The following is an 18,076-nucleotide window of genomic DNA, read 5'->3' on the forward strand; positions in this document are numbered from 1 at the left end:
ACAGCAAAAGAAACACAAAGCGAGGTATCGTATGGCACAGCAGCAAAATCATGAAAAGGAAGAACTTTCGAACAAACGCCGGTTCAGTTTTCGATTGAACTTTTTCTTTTTTAGCTCTTTTATTATCTTTTCTATTATTATTATTAGATTGGCCGTGCTGCAGTTTGTGGAGGGGCCCGTGCTTGCTCAGCAGGAGAGCAGCAGTGTAACGAAGAGTATTCCATTACTTCCTGTCCGCGGAACGATCTATGATGCGACAGGAGAAACCAAGCTCGCTTATTCGGAGCCGATTCAATCCCTGTACATCACCTTGTACAAGAATTACAGCCAGCTGGAGGGCGGTCCAGAGAATCCGCATCGTCCAGAAGCCGAGGCCATGGCGGAGAAGCTGGCGGAAGTGTTTGCTGAGTATGGGGAAGCAGACCGTGAGCCAATGTCTAAAGATGATATCATTAACGCCATGGATCTAGAGTATCGTCAGACACACGGCTATACGCCGAGGCTGATCAAGAGCGATCTGTCGAAAGAAGAGATTGCTTACTTCATGCAGCATAAGAAGGAGTTTCCGGGTGTGAGTGTGATTGAGGAAACGGTCCGCAAATATGATGAGGATTCTGTCGCTGTACAAGCGATCGGCTATCTGAAGACGTTCAAAACGTCCAAGACATTAGCGGAATATGATGCTATTGATAAGGAGAATAGCAGCCAAACGGATCCAGGGCTTGTCTATTCTGAGCTTGAGTATGTGGGTGTAGATGGTTTGGAACGACAGTATCAGGATGAGCTGCGCGGTAAGGCCGGATACAGTCAGATTCCAATTAATCCGCTTAACCTGCCGGAGGAGGGAACGGTGATTCAGCCTCCAGAGAAGGGACATGACCTGATCTCATCGATTAATAAAGACATTCAGGTTGCGACAGAGCAAGCGATCTTGGATCAGCTGGACTGGCTGCACAGTAACCCGGTCTCTGGTAAGCTCCATCCCAACGCCAAGACAGGTTTTGCTGTCGCCATGGAAGTCGAGACAGGGAATATAGTCGCGATGGCCAGTATGCCGGACTATGATCCGAATAAGCCTTGGGATTATGACAAGGTCAAATACATTTACCGGAATGGTACGGTAGAGTCCTTCCCGCCGGATGATACGGGAAGACATCCCGAGTCGACGGTATTGTTGGGTTCAACGGTGAAGCCGCTAAGTGTGTTAATTGGATTGAAGGAAGGCTTCTTCTCCCCTAATGGAACCGTTTATCAGGATAGAGGGATCGCCTATTTTGGACGGGATGATTCAAGTGTAAGGAACTCCCAGAATCATGTATACGGACCGCTGTCGGCTGCCACTGCGATTGAGCATTCCTCCAATGCTTTTATGGTTGACTTAATCGGAGAAAAGTTATGGAACAAATATGGCAGTGAAGGGGTTAACGTCTGGGATGAGTATATGAAGGAGTTTGGTCTTGGCGTAGAAACAGGTGTGGATTTACCTAAAGAATACGAAGGCTTCCTTGAGTACACGAATGAGGCAGAAACATCATTAGCAAGACTTGCGTATGCTTCATTTGGTCAGCAAGGTAAATATACAACCATGCAGCTTGCTCAGTATGCAACGATGCTGGCTAACAAAGGAAAGCGAATGGAACCCCATTTGGTGAAGGAAATTCGTGATTCGGAAGGTAATGTCGTCGAGAAGATTGAGCCAAAAGTTCTTAACGAAGTTGAGTTCAGTGATACTCTTTGGGAAACCATTCACCGTGGAATGAATACGGATGTGTCGAGGGCATTCTCTGGATTCCCATACGACTTTGCTCGTAAGACGGGAACGTCCGAGCAGGATCTTTATTATAATGGAACGCGTAATCGGGTAGATAACGGTGTGTTTATCGCATTTGCCCCGCGTGAGAATCCGAAGCTGGCCGTTGCGGTCGTCGTACCGGAAGGTGGATTCGGCTCAAGCAGTGCTGCTCCAATTGCTCGTAAAATCTTTGATGCCTATGATCAGGCCTATGGACTCGATGGTGTTCCGAAAGGAAAACCAGAGAATACGGAAGGCGATACAACAGAACAATAAGACTGACAGGCTGCCGAGAGTAAGAAAAATCTCGGCAGCTTTTTTTTTGCTTGTATATGGAATAAATTAGTATAATTAGAGTTATGAATCCAATATAACGAAGGGATTCAACATTCAACATAAGTTGGTCTGACAATGGGGGAGGATTCATCTAATGAACCGTTACGAGCAGGAACAGGAAAGGCTGCTTAAGGCGAATAAAAGAAGCTTTCGTCTTAATCTCACCTTTTTTGCTGCCTTTCTGCTGTTTTGTGTACTGATCGTACGCCTGGCCTTTCTACAGTTTGTCGAAGGTGCTGAACTGACGGCGCTTGAGCATGGGGAGAACCGGAAGGCAGTGCCGATGATGCCTGTACGAGGGACGATTTTTGATGCAACCCATACGCCGCTTGCTTATTCGGAGCCTTCGCACTCGTTATATCTCACCCTCTATAAAAATTACGGGAACGCAGACGGCATCCCCTCAGCAAGCCGGATCGAAATGAACCTGCTGGCGCAGGAAATTGCAGCGGTGTTTAAACAGCATGGTCATGCGGATGCGGAGGAGATCACTGCCGGGGATATTGTCAATAAGCTGGATTTGAACTACTCCAAAGCCGGAGGATATGTACCTCGTTTGATCAAAAGTAATCTATCCTCGGAAGAAGTGGCTTATTTTCTCCAGCATAAAGAACGGTTTAAAGGTATCGATATCGTTGAAGAAACGGTGCGGAGATATCATAAGGATTCGCTGGCGGTACAGACGGTGGGTTACTTGTATAAATTCAAGGGAGCTAAGGTAGAGCCGCTGTACGAGCAGATGGATCACCGAAATGCTGAGATGGCTGTTCAGCAGCCAGGACTGTTTTATCAGGAGAATGAACATGTCGGGTTCGGTGGTTTGGAGCTCCAGTATCAGGAAGAGCTTCGAGGTGAATCCGGATATTGGCTCATTCCGGTGGATCCTCGTAACATGCCGATCGGACCGGCAGAGCTCGTACCGCCGAAGAAGGGCCATCATTTGTACACCACACTGCATAAGGATGTGCAAAAGGCAACGGAGCAGGCGATTCTGGATCAGATTAAGGCCCTTCGTTCAAGCGGCAAGAGCGAGTCGAAGAATGCATCAACCGGCTATGCGGTAGCGATGGAGGTGGATACAGGGCATGTAATCGCCATGGCCAGTATGCCGGATTACGATACTAATGTATGGGAACAGGGCGGTGTATCTCCGGAAATCTATGACCAGATTCGCCATATTTATCAGAATGGTACAATCCGATCCTTCTTCCCTTCGGATAAAACAAACACGCCGGAGTCGGTCGTTCTTCTCGGTTCTACTGTAAAGCCGCTCAGCGTTCTAATCGGCCTGAAAGAAGGGCTGATCAGCCCTTCTACAACGTATAATGACCTCGGTTCAGCCGAATTTGGCCGGGACGGATCAAGAGTCTCGAACTCAGGCGGTGCTGTCATGGGAAGACTGACGGTACAAGATGCAATACGCCGTTCCTCGAACGCCTTCATGGTTGATTTGATCGGTGAAGGGCTGTACCGCAGATATGGCAGTAAGGGAGTCGACATTTGGGATGAATACATGAAGGAATTTGGACTTGGAGTAGCAACAGGCGTGGACTTGCCCAATGAATTTCGCGGCCGGATTGAGTATAGACAGGAGGGACAGACAGCACTATCATCACTGGCGTTTGCTTCCTTCGGTCAGCAGGGCAAATATACGACAATGCAGCTTGCACAATATGCGTCAATGCTGGCTAATAAGGGGAAACGGATGGAGCCTCATCTTGTGAAGGAAATAAGGGATTCGGAAGGCAATGTTGTGAAGAAAATCGAGCCCAAGGTGCTGAATGAAGCTAAATTTGATGACAGCTACTGGAGCATTATTCATCGCGGAATGGATACGAATGTGGGTGCTGCCTTTAATGGATTTCCATACGATTATGCGAGGAAAACGGGGACTTCACAGCAGATGATCTATCCTGGTAACGGCCAAGGACCCATCAACGTGGATAATGGAGTGTTTATCGCTTTTGCTCCTCGTGAGAATCCCAAGCTCGCGGTTGCAGTGGTCATTCCCCAAGGCGGATTTGGAGCAAGCAGTGCTGCCCCTGTCGCCCGCAAAATATTTGATGCGTATGACAAATACTACGGACTGGACGGTACGCCAGCATCATAGCAATAAGACCACAAATGTAATTTGAACTAAACATGAGCGACCATTATGCCTCATGTTTACTAGCTGCTTCAGTGTTTATTACTGCATTAACATAAAGAGGAGTCCAAGCAGGAGAAAATTTCTCTTGCTTTTTTTTGTGGAGTCTAATAATATTTGCACTAAGGAAACATTATTGTACTGGTTTAATAAAAGAGTGCATGTACAAAATTATTTTACTTAAGTAAATAACTTGGCCTAATGCTAAGTTGCTCTCTAACTAATGTCTAACCATTGTCTAACCGCACAAAAAATGGGTGAAGGGGAAATGAGAGAAATGAGGAGATTTACAGGTAGAACAGGAAGTAAGCTGCACAAAATGATAATCAGCGTGGCTGTTGTGAGCTCGATGCTCGTATTGGCCGCATGCGGAAATGCTTCGGATGAGGGAAGCTCGGCATCAGCGGATGATAAGCTCCAGATTACAACCACGACAGGGATGATTGCGGATGCAGCCCGCGAGGTTGGCGGCGATCTCGTAGAAGTGACAGGACTTATGGGTCCAGGGGTTGACCCGCATTTATACAAGGTTTCACAGGGAGATATTCAGAAGCTGGAATCTGCCGACGTCATTCTGTATAACGGTTTACATCTTGAAGGTAAAATGTCGGACATCCTGATTAATATTGGCAAGTCAAAGCCCGTGGTTCAGGTAACCAAGGACATTCCCGAAAGTGAGCTGTTGATGGTGCCTTATGGGGACAGCGAGGAAGCAGATCCGCATATCTGGTTTGATGTAGAGAAATGGATTCAGGTTACAGATACGATCCGCAATGCAATGATTGAAGAAGATCCGGACAACACAGACACTTACAACCAACAGGCGGATGCTTATATTGAAGAGCTGAAAGCACTGCATGAAGAGGTTAAGACACAAATTGCTTCCATTCCAGAACAATCCAGAGTACTTGTTACCGCTCATGATGCATTCGGATATTTTGGCGAAGCATATGACATTGAAGTTGCGGGACTTCAGGGGATCAGTACATCAGCTGAAGCGGGTGCGAGTGATGTCAGCGAGCTGAGAGATTTTCTGGTGGAGAACAAGATCAAAGCCGTATTTATAGAGTCCAGTATTTCGCCTAAAGCAATGGAAGCGATCGTAGCCGGAGCAGAAGAGAAGAGACATACCGTTTCGATCGGCGGGGAGCTGTTCTCCGATGCAATGGGTCCTGAAGGAACAGAAGAAGGAACGTACATTGGTATGGTAAAGCACAATACGAAGACGATTGTAGATGCACTAAAATAAATAGGAAAGCCTAGTTATAATGGGCCGAAGGCCATTGGAAGGAGTGGAGTGGGGATGAGCTCACTATCGTATGAACAATCAGGAAGAGATCATTCTCAAGGCAGCGAGCAAATTCCGTTTTCGGTACGGAACCTGGCCGTTGCTTATCATAAAAAACCGGTTCTGAGCGATGTAACCTTCAGCGTGCCGGATGGTAAGCTGATTGGTATTCTGGGTCCCAATGGAGCCGGTAAATCTACGCTGATCAAGGCAGCGCTTGGCCTTGTTCCTACAATTAGCGGCGATGTCCGCATATACGGCAAACCGTATAAGGAGCAGCGCAAACGAATTGGATATGTTCCTCAGCGTGAGTCTGTGGATTGGGATTTCCCAACGAATGCCCTGGATGTCGTCTTAATGGGGCAGTATGGACAGCTGGGCTGGTTTAAGAGACCGGGTAAAAAAGAAAAAGAGCTTGCATATGAATGCTTGAGCAAGGTAGGAATGGCTGAATTCAGCAATCGTCAGATCAGCCAGCTCTCGGGAGGTCAGCAGCAGCGTGTCTTCCTGGCGAGAGCACTTGCGCAGAATGCAGATATTTATTTTATGGATGAGCCGTTTGCAGGCGTTGATGCCACAACAGAGAAGGCGATTATTGCACTGCTCGAGGCACTCAAAAATCAGGGCAAGACCGTTCTTGTTGTACACCACGATCTGGCTACTGTGGAAGAATACTTTGATCATGTACTGCTCTTGAACGGCAGACTGGTTGCTGCCGGACCGACAGCAGAAACCTTCACCCCTGACCTGCTGCAACAGACTTATGGAGGCCGGATTGCCATGATCGGGCACTCCCCATCCGCACCGAAAGATGGAAGGTGAGCCCGCATGTTCGAATGGATAGCTTCTGTAGTGACTGATCCTAATGTCAGATGGATTCTGTTTGGTTCAATGCTGCTCGGCTTCAGCAGCGGACTGATCGGTTCCTTCACCTATCTTCGCAAACAAAGTCTGATCGGTGATACCCTTGCTCACGCAGCACTCCCGGGCATATGCATCGCGTTTATGCTGAGTGGAGTCAAATCCACCTTTTTATTCATGATTGGAGCCCTTGTTGCCGGTTGGATGGCGACCATTGGGATTTCGCTCATAACCCGCTATTCCCGAATCAAGCAGGATACTGCACTGGGTATCGTATTGTCCGTGTTTTTCGGTATTGGTATTGTGCTCTTAACAAAGATTCAGCATGGCGATTACGGAAGTGCGAGCGGGCTGGATAAGTATATGTTCGGCCAGGCAGCCTCCATGGTTAGAAGCGACGTATACATGATGCTGGGAGTATCGGTTCTTCTGCTCATCGTGTGCTGGCTGCTATTCAAGGAGTTCAAGCTGATCAGCTTTGACGCCGGCTTTGCAAGGGGAATGGGTTATCCATCAGCCTTTCTTGAACAGCTGTTATTATTTCTAACCGTGATTGCCGTTGTTGCCGGCGTGCAGGTTGTAGGTGTCGTGCTGGTCGCAGCCTTACTGATTACGCCTGCTGCCGCTGCACGATACTGGACGAATGCACTGGGTCTGATGGTTTGTCTGGCAGGACTGTTTGGTGCAGTTAGCGGGGCGCTGGGCACGCTGATCAGTGCAACAACGCCGGATCTCCCTACCGGACCGGTTACCGTGCTGGTCATTACACTGATCTTCGGTGTTTCTGTGCTGATCGCACCGGGGCGGGGGCTGCTCGCCAAAGAAATTAGGAAGTATAGAACCAAAACGGAATACAACAATCAGCAGGAATCAGTAAATCGTGCTGAGGTCAGTAAATAGGAAGGAGGGAATCAATCATGTCAACATTTTGGATTTTGCTAACTGCCATACTGGTTTCCTCGGCCTGTGCACTGCTCGGTACGTTTCTGGTGCTTAGAAAGATGGCCATGGTTGGGGATGCAATCAGCCACGCGGTTCTTCCTGGTATCGCTATTGCCTTTTTAATCAGTGGCCGCGAATCCCTGTGGATCCTTGTCGGCGCTACCGCGGTTGGACTGCTTGCCGTCTTTCTGATTCAGCATCTGGAGTCCAGCGGGCTACAGTCTGATGCTTCCATCGGGATTGTCTTTACAGCTCTGTTCGCCTTTGGTGTCATTCTGATTAGTTTAAATGCACAGAATGTCGACCTTGATCTGGACCACGTACTGTATGGTGAAATTACGTATGTTCAATGGGACCGGCTAATCATCGGAGAGATGGATCTCGGGCCAAGGGCGGTATGGATGCTCGGAATTACCCTGGCGATTATTCTAACGCTGCTAACTTTGTTCTACAAGCAGTTTAAGCTGGTATCCTTTGACCCTGCACTAGCGGCGGCTACTGGCATTCCGGTAATGCTGTTTCACTATCTGCTGATGGGCATGGTGTCTATGACCTCTGTCGCTTCATTTGACAGTGTCGGCGCCATTCTCGTTGTCGGCATGCTGATTGTACCTGCGGCGACGGCATATCTCCTCACAGATCGGCTGTCCCATATGCTGGTGATCAGTGTTATTATCGGTGTAATCAGCTCATTTGCCGGCTATTATTCCGCTTTGATCATGGACTCGTCCATTGCCGGATGCATGGTAGCTTCCGCAGGTATTTTGTTTGTGCTGGCCTTCCTGTTCTCTCCACTTCATGGAGTTGTCGTTCGGAAATGGAAACAGAAGCGGGGCAACATGTCAGAAGATCCGCTGGAAGTATAGTTGAATTAGGTGTACGAGAATGTAACATAATGAAATGATGAAGTGACAGGCTGAGATGGAATCTCGCCCTGTCCTTTTTGCATTGTAATTTTTGTTGAACAATCCTGTTTTATGTTAAAATGTCGCTATGCCTCTTGATAGGGCGGCTAAAGGTATGATGAAATTGAATCTAATTGATTCTGCCTCATAGAGATATAAGAACATTGGATAAGAGTTGCAACAAACAAAGGAGGTCGAACCTGCTTGAGTAATCATTATCAGTATAAATTGCTTGCGCTGGATATGGACGGTACACTGCTGACGGATAATCATGAGATATCCCATGAGACGTCTACCTGGATTCATAAAGCGATGGAGGCCGGTATTCATGTCTGTCTGTCCACCGGACGTGCCGCGCATCATGCGCTGCCTTACGGTCAAGAGCTGGGCCTTGAGACACCAATGGTTACGGTGAATGGAAGCGAAGTGTGGAAATCGCCGAATGAGCTGCATATCCGCACACTGCTTGACCCCGAATTGATTAAGAAGATGCATGAAATTGCTGTGAAGCATGACTGCTGGTTCTGGGCTTATTCTGTAGATCAGCTGTTTAATCGTGAGCGCTGGGTGGATGCCATTATGGATCATGAATGGCTGAAATTTGGCTACACCACAGAGGATGATCAGGTGCGTCATGAGATTCTCATGGAGCTCCAGGATCTCGGCGGGCTGCAGATCACCAATTCTTCACCGACCAACCTGGAAGTGAATCCTGCGGGCATATCGAAGGCAAGTGGTGTTGCCGAAGTGTGCAAGCTGCTCGGTATTACAATGGAAGAGGTTGTTGCCGTTGGCGACAGCTTGAACGATCTTGCGGTCATTCAGGCTGTTGGCCTTGGTGTGGCCATGGGGAATGCGCAGGAGACGGTGAAGGAAGCAGCGGATCTTATCGTCGCTTCCAATAATGAAGATGGTATTGTGGAGGTCATTCGTGACCATATGTTGAAGGTAGGTACGACTAAAATACAGCCTTAACGTTTCGCACGGGGAAGGAAGAAGGGAAAGAACGTTTTGTCTAAGAAAGAATCATTTATTAAGGGGACGCTGATTCTGGCTGCAGCGGCATTAGTTGCGCGCGTGCTGGGCCTAGTTCAGCGGGTTCCGCTTGAGCATTTGCTCGGGCCCGTCGGGGATGCTTCGTTCGGTGTCGCAAACAGCGTCTATCTTATGCTTCTTACAGTAGCGACAGCAGGAATTCCGAGCACACTCAGTAAGATGGTATCTGAACGGTATGCACTCGACAAACCGCAGGATGCCAAGAGGGTATATCAGGCTGCGCTTATCTTCGCTGGTTTTGCCGGAATCGTCATGACCATTCTCTTATGGTCGCTCGCTCCATTCTACGCCACCTATATTGCTCAGGTCCCGGAGGCATCGACAGCGATTCGGGCACTTGCTCCTGCACTGCTGCTGTTTCCGACCATTGCCATGATGCGAGGATACTTCCAGGGCCGTAATAACATGACGGCCGGAGGTATCTCTCAAATCGTGGAGCAATTCGCCCGAGTGGGAACGGCGATTCTGCTTGCGTTCATTCTCTTGCGGCTCGGATATGCCGATGAAGAGGTAGCAGCAGGTGCTTCCTTCGGAGGAGTGCTGGGCAGCGTCGGTGCTTTTGCTGTTATGATGTATTTTGCATTCAAGCAGTCTCGCAAGGACCAGTCGATGGGGCTGGCACTGCATGCAAACACGCAGGTTCCATTATCACGTATCTATCGTGATATCTTTACGCTATCGATTCCTATCGTTCTGTCATCCCTTGCTGTGCCTGTAGTGAATTTCATTGATTCCTCCATCATTAAGCCGCTTATCAGCGGTGATGTCGGATCAGATGCAGCGACCAATCTGCTCGGGATCTTAACGAATCGTGCACAGCCGGTTGCGGGAATTCCACCGATTCTCGCTATTGCGCTTAGTCAGTCGCTTATTCCTATTATCGCCGCAGCTTATGCCAGAAAAGATGAAAGTCATCTGCGCGGACAGGTTACCCTGGCGATGCGAATTGCCATTATGACAGGTATGCCAATGGTCATTGCACTTACCGTTGCTGCATATTCCATCAATGGACTCTTGTTCAGTTCGTTGGAAGGTGCCGGCGTGGTGGCGATGCTGACGTTCGGAACAATCTTCCAGATTACAATGATGACGTCGAATTCCATCCTGCTTGGAATCGGCAAACCCAAAATTACCATGGTTACCGTCTTTATAGGAATCGTGGTGAAGCTTGCCGCGAGCTTTGCGCTTGCACCGTTCTTCGGCATCTATGGCATCATCGCTTCAACAGGTCTCGCATTCCTCATTATTACGGCATTAAATGTGCGTGTTCTGAAGAAAACGGTCAGCTTCTCCATCCTTGGCTCAAGGTGGGCAGGATTTGCTGCAACCGTCGTGCTCTCGGCAGGGATAGGGTACGGGCTTCATCAGCTGGGTCTGCGAATGGCTGATCTGATGCCGTCTAGACTTGCTTACTTGATTAACTGCGGAATCGTTGGACTGGCTGTTCTTATCAGCTATTTTGTTCTGCTTATCCTTCTCGGCGTATTGCGAGAGGACGAGCTGAAGAGTTATCCGCGTATCATTCAGAAGGTGCTCCGCCCGCTGATGCGATTGAAGCGTTCGGGTAATCAGGGAGCAAGAGGATAACATAGTGAGGGTTTGAATACTACGTATATAGAAAAAAAGGCATCGTTTCATTACCACATGAAGCGATGCCTTTTGCTATCTATATCAATCGATCCAGGTCATGCATCATGGCCAGCTTGGATAGACTGTTCCTATGCTCATGGCTGATCTCGAACAGCTTGGGTCGTCTTGGAACGGTCAGATGACCAAGACTATCGGTTTGAGTCAGCCAGTCTTCCCGTGATATTTTCTCATACGGCAAGTCCTGCCAAACGTTTAATAGTTTTGGGCTGTACAGCTTGTTCCCTGACGGGAGCGCTTCATTACGGCTCAGCATAGGAGATACGAGAGCCTCGTGTGTAGAGAGCTCTTTTTGATCTGTGAAAAACTTAGGCCAGTATTCACTTCTTGAGCCTTCATGAGGGACGGCATATGCATAAGCAGCAGCCCGGTCCAGCACCTGCTCGTGTCCAAATAGCAGCGCATACAGATTCTTGCCAAAAGCAATCCGCTCATGCACCTTACTGAAATTCGACAAGGTCAAGCCAACGAGCTCCTCATTGATACCGAGCGGGATGACAATATGGTTCAGCCCCGCAATTTCATGTGAACGAAAGGACAGAGTAGAAGTCACATGGTGCTGGTAGAACGAATTGCGTATGACGCGATACTCAATATAATTCTGTTCATTAATGATGAGTCCAACCGTCAGCAGTGCACTGTCCCTATTCAGCCAGAAATGCTCCCAGAAGGGAACCATGAAGGAGGAAATGTGAAACTCCGATAGCAAATGAAAGTAGCTCCGGCCCTTTTCCTTACTTTTCATATATAGCAGCAGCTGTGGGTAAGCGTCTTGAAAAATAAGTGCGTTGCACCGTTCAAGCAGCAGGTATACCCTTTCTTTTTCTTGGTCATTCAGGATGATCTTCAGCAATCCGCTGTGTAGATCTGTCATATTGTATCCACCGTTCCGGGATACGAAGTGAGCGAGAAGTGCCCAGTGCAGCTCCGGATAAGACTTGTAGCAGGCGAGGTAAGCTGCTGTTCTTGAGACATTGCTCCGGTTGTGATATTTCGTCAGCTCTTTGATCTCCTGAACGAGCTCCAGCTCCTCTACACTGTAAGGGTCAAGCTGGCTGCTCCGAAGGGAGGCTGTCTGAACACCAGACGTTCTCACACTTGCCATCATATGCTCAAGCTGTTGCTGTATCTGTACGGCAGAAGACGTCTGCCACGTCAGGGAGAGAAGTGGATGACGCAGTTTTTTGGAGGCTTCCCAGGCTGATCTCTTCCCAGTGATCATTTCCTTGATCGTGACCGGAATCGTTGTAATCAGCTGCCAAATAGAAGGCTTGGCCTGCGCTTGGTAATCTGGATGGTCCATCATCATATCTCCCTTTCGTTGAATCGTCTCACGATGCTTACTTACGATGTTTACTAGTATGCACACAAAATTTGACTTCCACTCTATTCTTTGCTTCACTAAGGTAAGATAAAGGTAAATAGCAGAAAGGATGGTACACATGAAATTAATGAATTCCAAGGCTGAATTTGACGTATCTATACAATCCTCCAACCTGGTCGTTGCTGTATTTAAGGCGGATTGGTGCGGTGACTGCACCTATATCAATCCATTTATGCCAGAGGTTGAGGAGAAATATGCCGATTCCTTATCGCTTATTCAGGTGGATGTGGATAAAGTGGAGGAGGTCAGTCAGGAGCAGAACATTCTGGGCATTCCGAGCTTTGTTGCTTACACGGATGGCCGGGAATTGATTCGTTTCGTTAATAAAAACCGCAAATCACGCGAGGAGATTGAGGCCTTCCTGGATCGTGCGGTTGAAGTGTACAAGTCCATTCATAAATAAGAAACTCAAAAAATACACCGTTCTCCTTCTTCCGAAGGGAGCGGTGTTTTGCTGTGTAATGATGGATATACTGAGATGAGTGCAATGATTTGTGATTGATTTGGCAGCTCAGCGTGTTATGAAATAGATTTTATGCGTTAACATTTTGTCACAATCGGTTTATGCTGCGGATTCTTTTATCCGGTATAATTGAAAAAGAGCTGATGGATAGCTTCACCATATTTTATAACAGCAGGTGAATGAAGTTGAAACATATCAAATTGTTAAAATGGGTCAGTTTCGTGACGACCATATTCATGTTTTTTGCCACCTTTGGCGGCGGAGTCGTTACCCGGACCGAGTCCGGTCTCGGCTGCGGCAATGAGTGGCCGCTGTGTCATGGTAAATTTGTACCGGCGCATACACTTGCTTCACTTATTGAGTATTCCCATCGCATAGTAAGTTCCACAGCCGGGCTGCTTGCGGTTGCGACCTTTGTACTATTCTGGATGTACAGCAAGAAACGCCGTGATTTACAGATATTTGCGTTATTGACGTTAATATTTGTCATTATCCAAGGAGCAATGGGAGCACTCGCTGTTGTCTTCTCCCAATCTCCACCCGTGATGGCACTGCACCTTGGGTTTGCGTTTATCTCGCTTGCGAGTGCACTGATGACAACGCTTGGGGCCAGACAGGAAGAGAAGTTTGGAGGTCTTGAACGGTTTGACAGACTGCCGCGCGTCAGTAAGGGCTTCCGTAATCTGGTATGGATTACCGCGATTTATTCCTACGTGGTTGTCTATACGGGTGCTTTTGTAAGTCATACGAGCTCTGCAGGCGGCTGCTCCGGCTTCCCTCTATGTAATGGAGAGGTTGTGCCTCAGTTGTCTGGCGGAGTCGGCATAGCCTTTATGCACCGGGCAGCTGCATTTCTGCTGGTAGCTGTCGTTGCTGTACTCAGTCACTATGCTTACCGGCACCACAAGAATAATCGGGAAATGCAGGTGCTTGGGCTGTCAGCGATCGTTCTAATTATACTTCAAGTGCTCTCTGGTGTTGGACTAATGCTGACGATGAATCGTCCTGAAGTCTATATGTTTGTCGTACTGGCACATATGACGATCATTGCCGTCTTGTTCGGTATGCTGTGCTATATGAGCTATGTCGTGTGGAGACTTGCCAAGCCCGCGGGCAGTAACAAGCTGTAACAGAAGCCAGAGGGAATCTAACCGTTTTTTTCGGGCAGCGTTCTGCTGCCCGGCATACATAACTTAGACGTATGTCCCGCCCTTGTTAAGCCTTCGGAGATGTTCTCCGCAGGCTTTTGTTTTCAACATGCTTGATAACGGGGTACATATCTTGCATGAACTCACCTCTAATCCATCATTTTATCCTTCAGGATCAAGTTATGGTTGTGAGGTGCAGAATTCGGGAAATATAAGCTGCACAGATGCACAGGAGGACACGCATATGCTTCGAACTTTATTGGGAGAGCCCGCCCGGGTTAACACCGGAGAACTAAAAGAAGCCATGGATACCATGGCGAAGACACTGCAGCTGCTTGGAGCGGCTATAGATCGAGGAAACGACCCTTCACATGATTATCGCAAGCTCGATATTTGGACCCGAGGCCTGATGACCTCACTTGATGAACTGGAGCAGAGCACTTTTGCCGCTTCTTTCTTTGCCGCTAAAGTTCACTCCTCCTCAACAGAAGATATGGAACCGGATGAGAAGGCGGATTACGCACGGTATGTTTATTTTTACAAGGATGGCTTTATTCGCATGTTTGCTATCCTCGATAAGCTTGGTAACCTGCTGGATGACTGGTATGAGCTTCATACTTCCAAGGTGAAGGTGCATTTCTCGTACTTTACGGTTCTTCGTCAATTTGAATATTCGAAGCAGCATATGCCGCTTGTTCAGGAGCTGAACGATCTCAAGGATCAATATTCGGACTCGATGAACCGGCTTCGTAAACGAAGAAATACAGAAATCCATCACATGAATGTAGAGATGGTGGATGATCTGTGGCAGAAGCATCAGACTCTTCATGGCAAGGTTGAGCTGGAGGATCTGAGGTCCTTTACACAGGATCTTGAGCTGGGACTGGAGCTGGTATCCAAGAGCGTGACGGCGGCATTTCATTACATTAATAACAACTGGCAGAAGAGCACACCGAAGGCCAAAAGCTCTGTCAAATCCTCATCATAAGAAATCCGATAAAAATAATGTAATATTTTCCTTTGACAAGTAGTGTAAAGTATTTTATACTTTCACTTAGTTTCTGAAATTGCTGAAATAAATAAGTGAATTAAACACACAATCGCATATATGTTCTTATCGAGAGTGGCGGAGGGACAGGCCCTATGAAGCCCGGCAACCGATTCTGTATTGTAGTCAGTAAGACTGCTGTACCCGAATGACATGGTGCTAAATCCTTCAAGACCGTGAGGTTACTTCTTACGATCTTGGCAGATGAGAAGGAATCGCTTAATGATAACAAGCCCCTTTTTGTCTAGCAAAAAGGCGGCTTTTTCTTTTTATCGGACATTCTTCCACGAGGGATTCGGGTAGAAAGCAAGGCATACGGGTAAAACAAGTGTAAAGAAATAGAAGCTCTGACATAGAGAAGAACGGATTGCAGTAAGTAAGGAGGTACCTCATTTGATCGAACTAAAAAATATTAAAAAGGACTATGGCAAAGGGAAACAGGTCACGACGGCCTTATCCGGGCTTAATCTGTCCATTCAAAAGGGTGAAATCTTCGGCGTCATCGGTCATTCCGGCGCAGGGAAGAGCACGCTGATTCGTTTAATTAATTTGCTTGAGCGGCCGACAGCCGGTGAGGTATGGGTCGGCGGTATAAACATGACCAGGCTTGGTAAACATCAGCTGCAGGCGAAGCGCCGCAAGATCGGTATGATTTTTCAGCATTTCAACCTGCTCAGTTCAGCTACTGTATATGATAATATCGCGTTTCCCCTACGGCTCGTGAAGACCAATCAGGCGGAAGTTGATCGTAAAGTGAAGGAGCTGCTAGAGCTGGTTGGCCTGACCGAGCATAGTAAGAAGTATCCTTCTCAGCTCTCAGGCGGTCAGAAGCAGCGCGTCGGCATCGCACGTGCGCTGGCAAGCGACCCGGAAGTGCTGCTATGTGATGAGGCAACCTCAGCACTGGACCCGCAGACGACGAATTCCATACTTAAGCTGCTGCTGGATATCAACAAACGCTTTAATTTGACCATTGTACTGATTACACATGAGATGCATGTGATTCAGTCGATCTGTGATCGTGTCGCCGTCATTCATCAGGGCGGTATTGTGGAAGAGGGTCCGGTGACGGAAGTGTTCCTCAAGCCGCAGCATCCTGTAACCCAGGACTTTATTCTACGGGAAACAGATTCGGGCGACCTGCTCGGTGAAGCCATTATGGCGACGCATTTGGAACATTCCCAAACGGTCAAAATTACGTTTCTCGGAAGCAAAACGTATGATTCGATTCTGTCGCAGACGGCTAGAAGGCTTGGTATTGATTTTGCCATCCTGCAAGGAACTATCTCAACTATTAAGCAAGTGCCTTACGGACAGCTTACGGTTAGACTTGAAGGTCCTCCTGAGCTGATTCGCAGTACGATAGATGAGCTAGTATCCCAGGGGCTAGAAGTGGAGGTGGTGGTATGATGGGGCTTGATTTTTCCGTCATCAACTGGGATGAATTCCAGAAGGCCACTTTAGATACATTAAAGATGCTGGGTGCATCCGGATTATTTTCCATTCTTATTGGTCTTCCGCTGGGCATTATTTTGTTCATGACTTCCCGTTCCACATCCGGAATCAGCAGGGCTGTTTACAATGTGCTGTCTGTAATTGTCAACATATTGCGATCCGTTCCATTCATTATCCTGATTGTGGCGATGATTCCGATTACGAAAGAAATCGTAGGGACGGCGATCGGTGTTCTCGGTACGATTCCTCCGCTTGTTGTGGGGGCAGCGCCGTTCTTTGCCAGACTTGTTGAGACTGCGCTTCGTGAAGTCGACCGCGGCGTCATTGAAGCCTCACAGGCGATGGGCGCATCGACAGGGCAGATTATCTGGAAGGTACTGATGCCGGAATCTCTGCCGGGTCTGCTTGCAGGGATGACCATGACCATTGTTACGCTCGTATCCTACACAGCGATGTCGGGGATGGTCGGTGGTGGAGGGCTGGGAGCTCTTGCCGTCAACTATGGATATTTCCGCTATGAGAATGAAGTGATGATTATAGCTGTTATTATCATGATTGTGCTCGTACAAGCACTGCAGATGATTGGGGATCGCTTGGTGAAGCATTTTACTCGGAGATAATAGACTCATCGCAAGTTCCTATTTAGGCGTATTTAATGAGAAATCTTAAGCTTACTTTGGATTTAGGGCATGGACGTTGTATGGTTCATCCTTTATCACATATATCGAGATTATATAGGAGGGTCATCTGTAATGAAAAAATGGTTCTTATCTGCATTAACTCTAACTCTGGTTCTGGTACTGGCAGCTTGCGGCAATGATTCCGCTCCCGATACAACAGGAAGTGAAGGCACGGGAGGCACAGAAGAAACAGTAACCTTGAAGGTCGGTGCAACACCAGTTCCACAAGCTGAAATTCTGGAGCAAGTCAAGCCAATTCTTGAAGAGCAAGGCGTTAACTTGGAAATTGTTACTTTCAACGATTATGTACAGCCGAACGTACAGCTAGATGAAGGCCAGCTCGATGCGAACTTCTTCCAGCACAAGCCTTACCTGGATAACGAAATAGAGACACGTGGTCTTAAGCTGGCGGCTCTCAATCCGGTACATGTGGAGCCGCTTGGTGCTTACTCGAATACGATTACCTCTGCAGATGAGCTGCAGGACGGTGCAAAGATTGCGATTCCGAACGATGCAACCAACGGCGGCCGTGCCCTTATCCTTCTGGACAAGAACGGTATCATTAAATTGAAAGACAACACTAACATTGAATCCAAGATCAGCGATATTGCAGAGAATCCAAAAAACTTGGAAATTATTGAGATGGATGCAGCGATGCTTCCTCGTCAGCTGGGTGAAGTAGAGCTTGCTGTCATCAACGTTAACTATGCGCTTGAAGCAGATCTAAACCCGCTGGAAGACGCACTCTTCCTTGAAGATGCAGATTCTCCATATGCGAATCTGCTCGTATCCCGCGAGGATAACAAAGATAATGAGGCAATTCAGAAGCTGAATGATGCTCTTCAATCCGATGAGATTAAACAGTTCATTGAAGATAATTATGCTGGATCTATCGTACCTGCATTTTAATTAAAGTAAGATGATA

At 47.7% G+C, this 18,076-nt stretch carries 15 protein-coding genes and 1 riboswitch; of the genes, 14 read left to right on the forward strand and 1 reads right to left on the reverse strand.

From position 1 onward, the window contains the following. Positions 1–31: 31 nt before the first annotated feature. The 8 genes from BLW49_RS21525 to BLW49_RS21560 all read left to right on the forward strand — a co-directional run bounded on the left by BLW49_RS21525 (position 32) and on the right by BLW49_RS21560 (position 10,913). Positions 32–2,068, forward strand: a complete 2,037-nt coding sequence (locus tag BLW49_RS21525; protein ID WP_090726812.1) for a peptidoglycan D,D-transpeptidase FtsI family protein — start codon at positions 32–34, stop codon at positions 2,066–2,068. Positions 2,069–2,222: 154 nt separating this feature from the next. Beyond that, complete coding sequence (locus BLW49_RS21530) at positions 2,223–4,238, forward strand: peptidoglycan D,D-transpeptidase FtsI family protein (protein ID WP_090726814.1); 2,016 nt, start codon at positions 2,223–2,225, stop codon at positions 4,236–4,238. Between the two features lie 313 nt (positions 4,239–4,551). After that, positions 4,552–5,523 carry a metal ABC transporter solute-binding protein, Zn/Mn family gene (locus tag BLW49_RS21535; RefSeq protein WP_090726816.1) on the forward strand — a complete coding sequence of 324 codons (972 nt, stop codon included), beginning with the start codon at positions 4,552–4,554 and terminating at the stop codon, positions 5,521–5,523. Between the two features lie 54 nt (positions 5,524–5,577). After that, complete coding sequence (locus BLW49_RS21540) at positions 5,578–6,384, forward strand: metal ABC transporter ATP-binding protein (protein ID WP_090726818.1); 807 nt, start codon at positions 5,578–5,580, stop codon at positions 6,382–6,384. Positions 6,385–6,390: 6 nt separating this feature from the next. Continuing rightward, positions 6,391–7,323 (forward strand): metal ABC transporter permease, encoded by a 933-nt coding sequence (locus BLW49_RS21545; RefSeq protein WP_090726820.1) that lies wholly within the window; start codon positions 6,391–6,393, stop codon positions 7,321–7,323. A gap of 17 nt (positions 7,324–7,340) precedes the next feature. After that, complete coding sequence (locus BLW49_RS21550) at positions 7,341–8,231, forward strand: metal ABC transporter permease (RefSeq protein ID WP_090726822.1); 891 nt, start codon at positions 7,341–7,343, stop codon at positions 8,229–8,231. A 243-nt stretch (positions 8,232–8,474) separates the two neighbouring features. Beyond that, positions 8,475–9,245, forward strand: coding sequence for a Cof-type HAD-IIB family hydrolase (locus BLW49_RS21555; protein WP_256209889.1), 771 nt, complete (start codon positions 8,475–8,477; stop codon positions 9,243–9,245). A gap of 36 nt (positions 9,246–9,281) precedes the next feature. Then, a complete protein-coding gene (locus BLW49_RS21560) occupies positions 9,282–10,913 on the forward strand; it encodes a putative polysaccharide biosynthesis protein (protein WP_090726823.1) in 1,632 nt (543 codons plus the stop codon). Between the two features lie 79 nt (positions 10,914–10,992). Here the strand turns inward: BLW49_RS21560 and BLW49_RS21565 are convergent, their stop codons facing one another. Further along, positions 10,993–12,342 (reverse strand): DUF2515 family protein, encoded by a 1,350-nt coding sequence (locus tag BLW49_RS21565; protein WP_371264605.1) that lies wholly within the window; start codon positions 12,340–12,342, stop codon positions 10,993–10,995. 73 nt (positions 12,343–12,415) lie between these two features. Between BLW49_RS21565 and BLW49_RS21570 the strand changes: the two genes are divergently transcribed. The 6 genes from BLW49_RS21570 to BLW49_RS21595 all read left to right on the forward strand — a co-directional run bounded on the left by BLW49_RS21570 (position 12,416) and on the right by BLW49_RS21595 (position 18,060). Then, on the forward strand, positions 12,416–12,760 hold the full coding sequence (locus BLW49_RS21570) for a thioredoxin family protein (RefSeq protein ID WP_090726826.1): 345 nt from the start codon (positions 12,416–12,418) through the stop codon (positions 12,758–12,760). A 245-nt stretch (positions 12,761–13,005) separates the two neighbouring features. After that, positions 13,006–13,950: a COX15/CtaA family protein gene (locus BLW49_RS21575; protein WP_371264607.1), complete on the forward strand. Its 945-nt coding sequence runs from the start codon at positions 13,006–13,008 to the stop codon at positions 13,948–13,950. 262 nt (positions 13,951–14,212) lie between these two features. After that, positions 14,213–14,956 carry a Cthe_2314 family HEPN domain-containing protein gene (locus tag BLW49_RS21580; protein ID WP_076315018.1) on the forward strand — a complete coding sequence of 248 codons (744 nt, stop codon included), beginning with the start codon at positions 14,213–14,215 and terminating at the stop codon, positions 14,954–14,956. Between the two features lie 123 nt (positions 14,957–15,079). Further along, a riboswitch (SAM riboswitch) is annotated at positions 15,080–15,227 on the forward strand. A gap of 182 nt (positions 15,228–15,409) precedes the next feature. Beyond that, positions 15,410–16,426 carry a methionine ABC transporter ATP-binding protein gene (locus tag BLW49_RS21585; RefSeq protein ID WP_076315019.1) on the forward strand — a complete coding sequence of 339 codons (1,017 nt, stop codon included), beginning with the start codon at positions 15,410–15,412 and terminating at the stop codon, positions 16,424–16,426. Next, positions 16,423–17,091: a methionine ABC transporter permease gene (locus BLW49_RS21590; RefSeq protein WP_090726829.1), complete on the forward strand. Its 669-nt coding sequence runs from the start codon at positions 16,423–16,425 to the stop codon at positions 17,089–17,091. The genes BLW49_RS21585 and BLW49_RS21590 overlap by 4 nt, the downstream gene beginning before the upstream one ends. Positions 17,092–17,223: 132 nt before the next feature. Then, positions 17,224–18,060: a MetQ/NlpA family ABC transporter substrate-binding protein gene (locus BLW49_RS21595; protein ID WP_076315021.1), complete on the forward strand. Its 837-nt coding sequence runs from the start codon at positions 17,224–17,226 to the stop codon at positions 18,058–18,060. The last annotated feature ends 16 nt before the right edge of the window (positions 18,061–18,076 follow it).

It is taken from the genome of Paenibacillus sp. PDC88, assembly GCF_900106725.1.
GTDB lineage: Bacteria > Bacillota > Bacilli > Paenibacillales > Paenibacillaceae > Paenibacillus > Paenibacillus shunpengii.

Excerpts from the sequence above, each read along its gene's own strand:
- BLW49_RS21525 (WP_090726812.1), top strand. The coding sequence starts at position 32 with ATGGCACAGCAGCAAAATCATGAAAAGGAAGAACTTTCGAACAAACGC.
- BLW49_RS21530 (WP_090726814.1), top strand. The coding sequence starts at position 2,223 with ATGAACCGTTACGAGCAGGAACAGGAAAGGCTGCTTAAGGCGAATAAA.
- BLW49_RS21535 (WP_090726816.1), top strand. The coding sequence starts at position 4,552 with ATGAGGAGATTTACAGGTAGAACAGGAAGTAAGCTGCACAAAATGATA.
- BLW49_RS21540 (WP_090726818.1), top strand. The coding sequence starts at position 5,578 with ATGAGCTCACTATCGTATGAACAATCAGGAAGAGATCATTCTCAAGGC.
- BLW49_RS21545 (WP_090726820.1), top strand. The coding sequence starts at position 6,391 with ATGTTCGAATGGATAGCTTCTGTAGTGACTGATCCTAATGTCAGATGG.
- BLW49_RS21550 (WP_090726822.1), top strand. The coding sequence starts at position 7,341 with ATGTCAACATTTTGGATTTTGCTAACTGCCATACTGGTTTCCTCGGCC.
- BLW49_RS21570 (WP_090726826.1), top strand. The coding sequence starts at position 12,416 with ATGAAATTAATGAATTCCAAGGCTGAATTTGACGTATCTATACAATCC.
- BLW49_RS21580 (WP_076315018.1), top strand. The coding sequence starts at position 14,213 with ATGCTTCGAACTTTATTGGGAGAGCCCGCCCGGGTTAACACCGGAGAA.
- BLW49_RS21590 (WP_090726829.1), top strand. The coding sequence starts at position 16,423 with ATGATGGGGCTTGATTTTTCCGTCATCAACTGGGATGAATTCCAGAAG.
- BLW49_RS21595 (WP_076315021.1), top strand. The coding sequence starts at position 17,224 with ATGAAAAAATGGTTCTTATCTGCATTAACTCTAACTCTGGTTCTGGTA.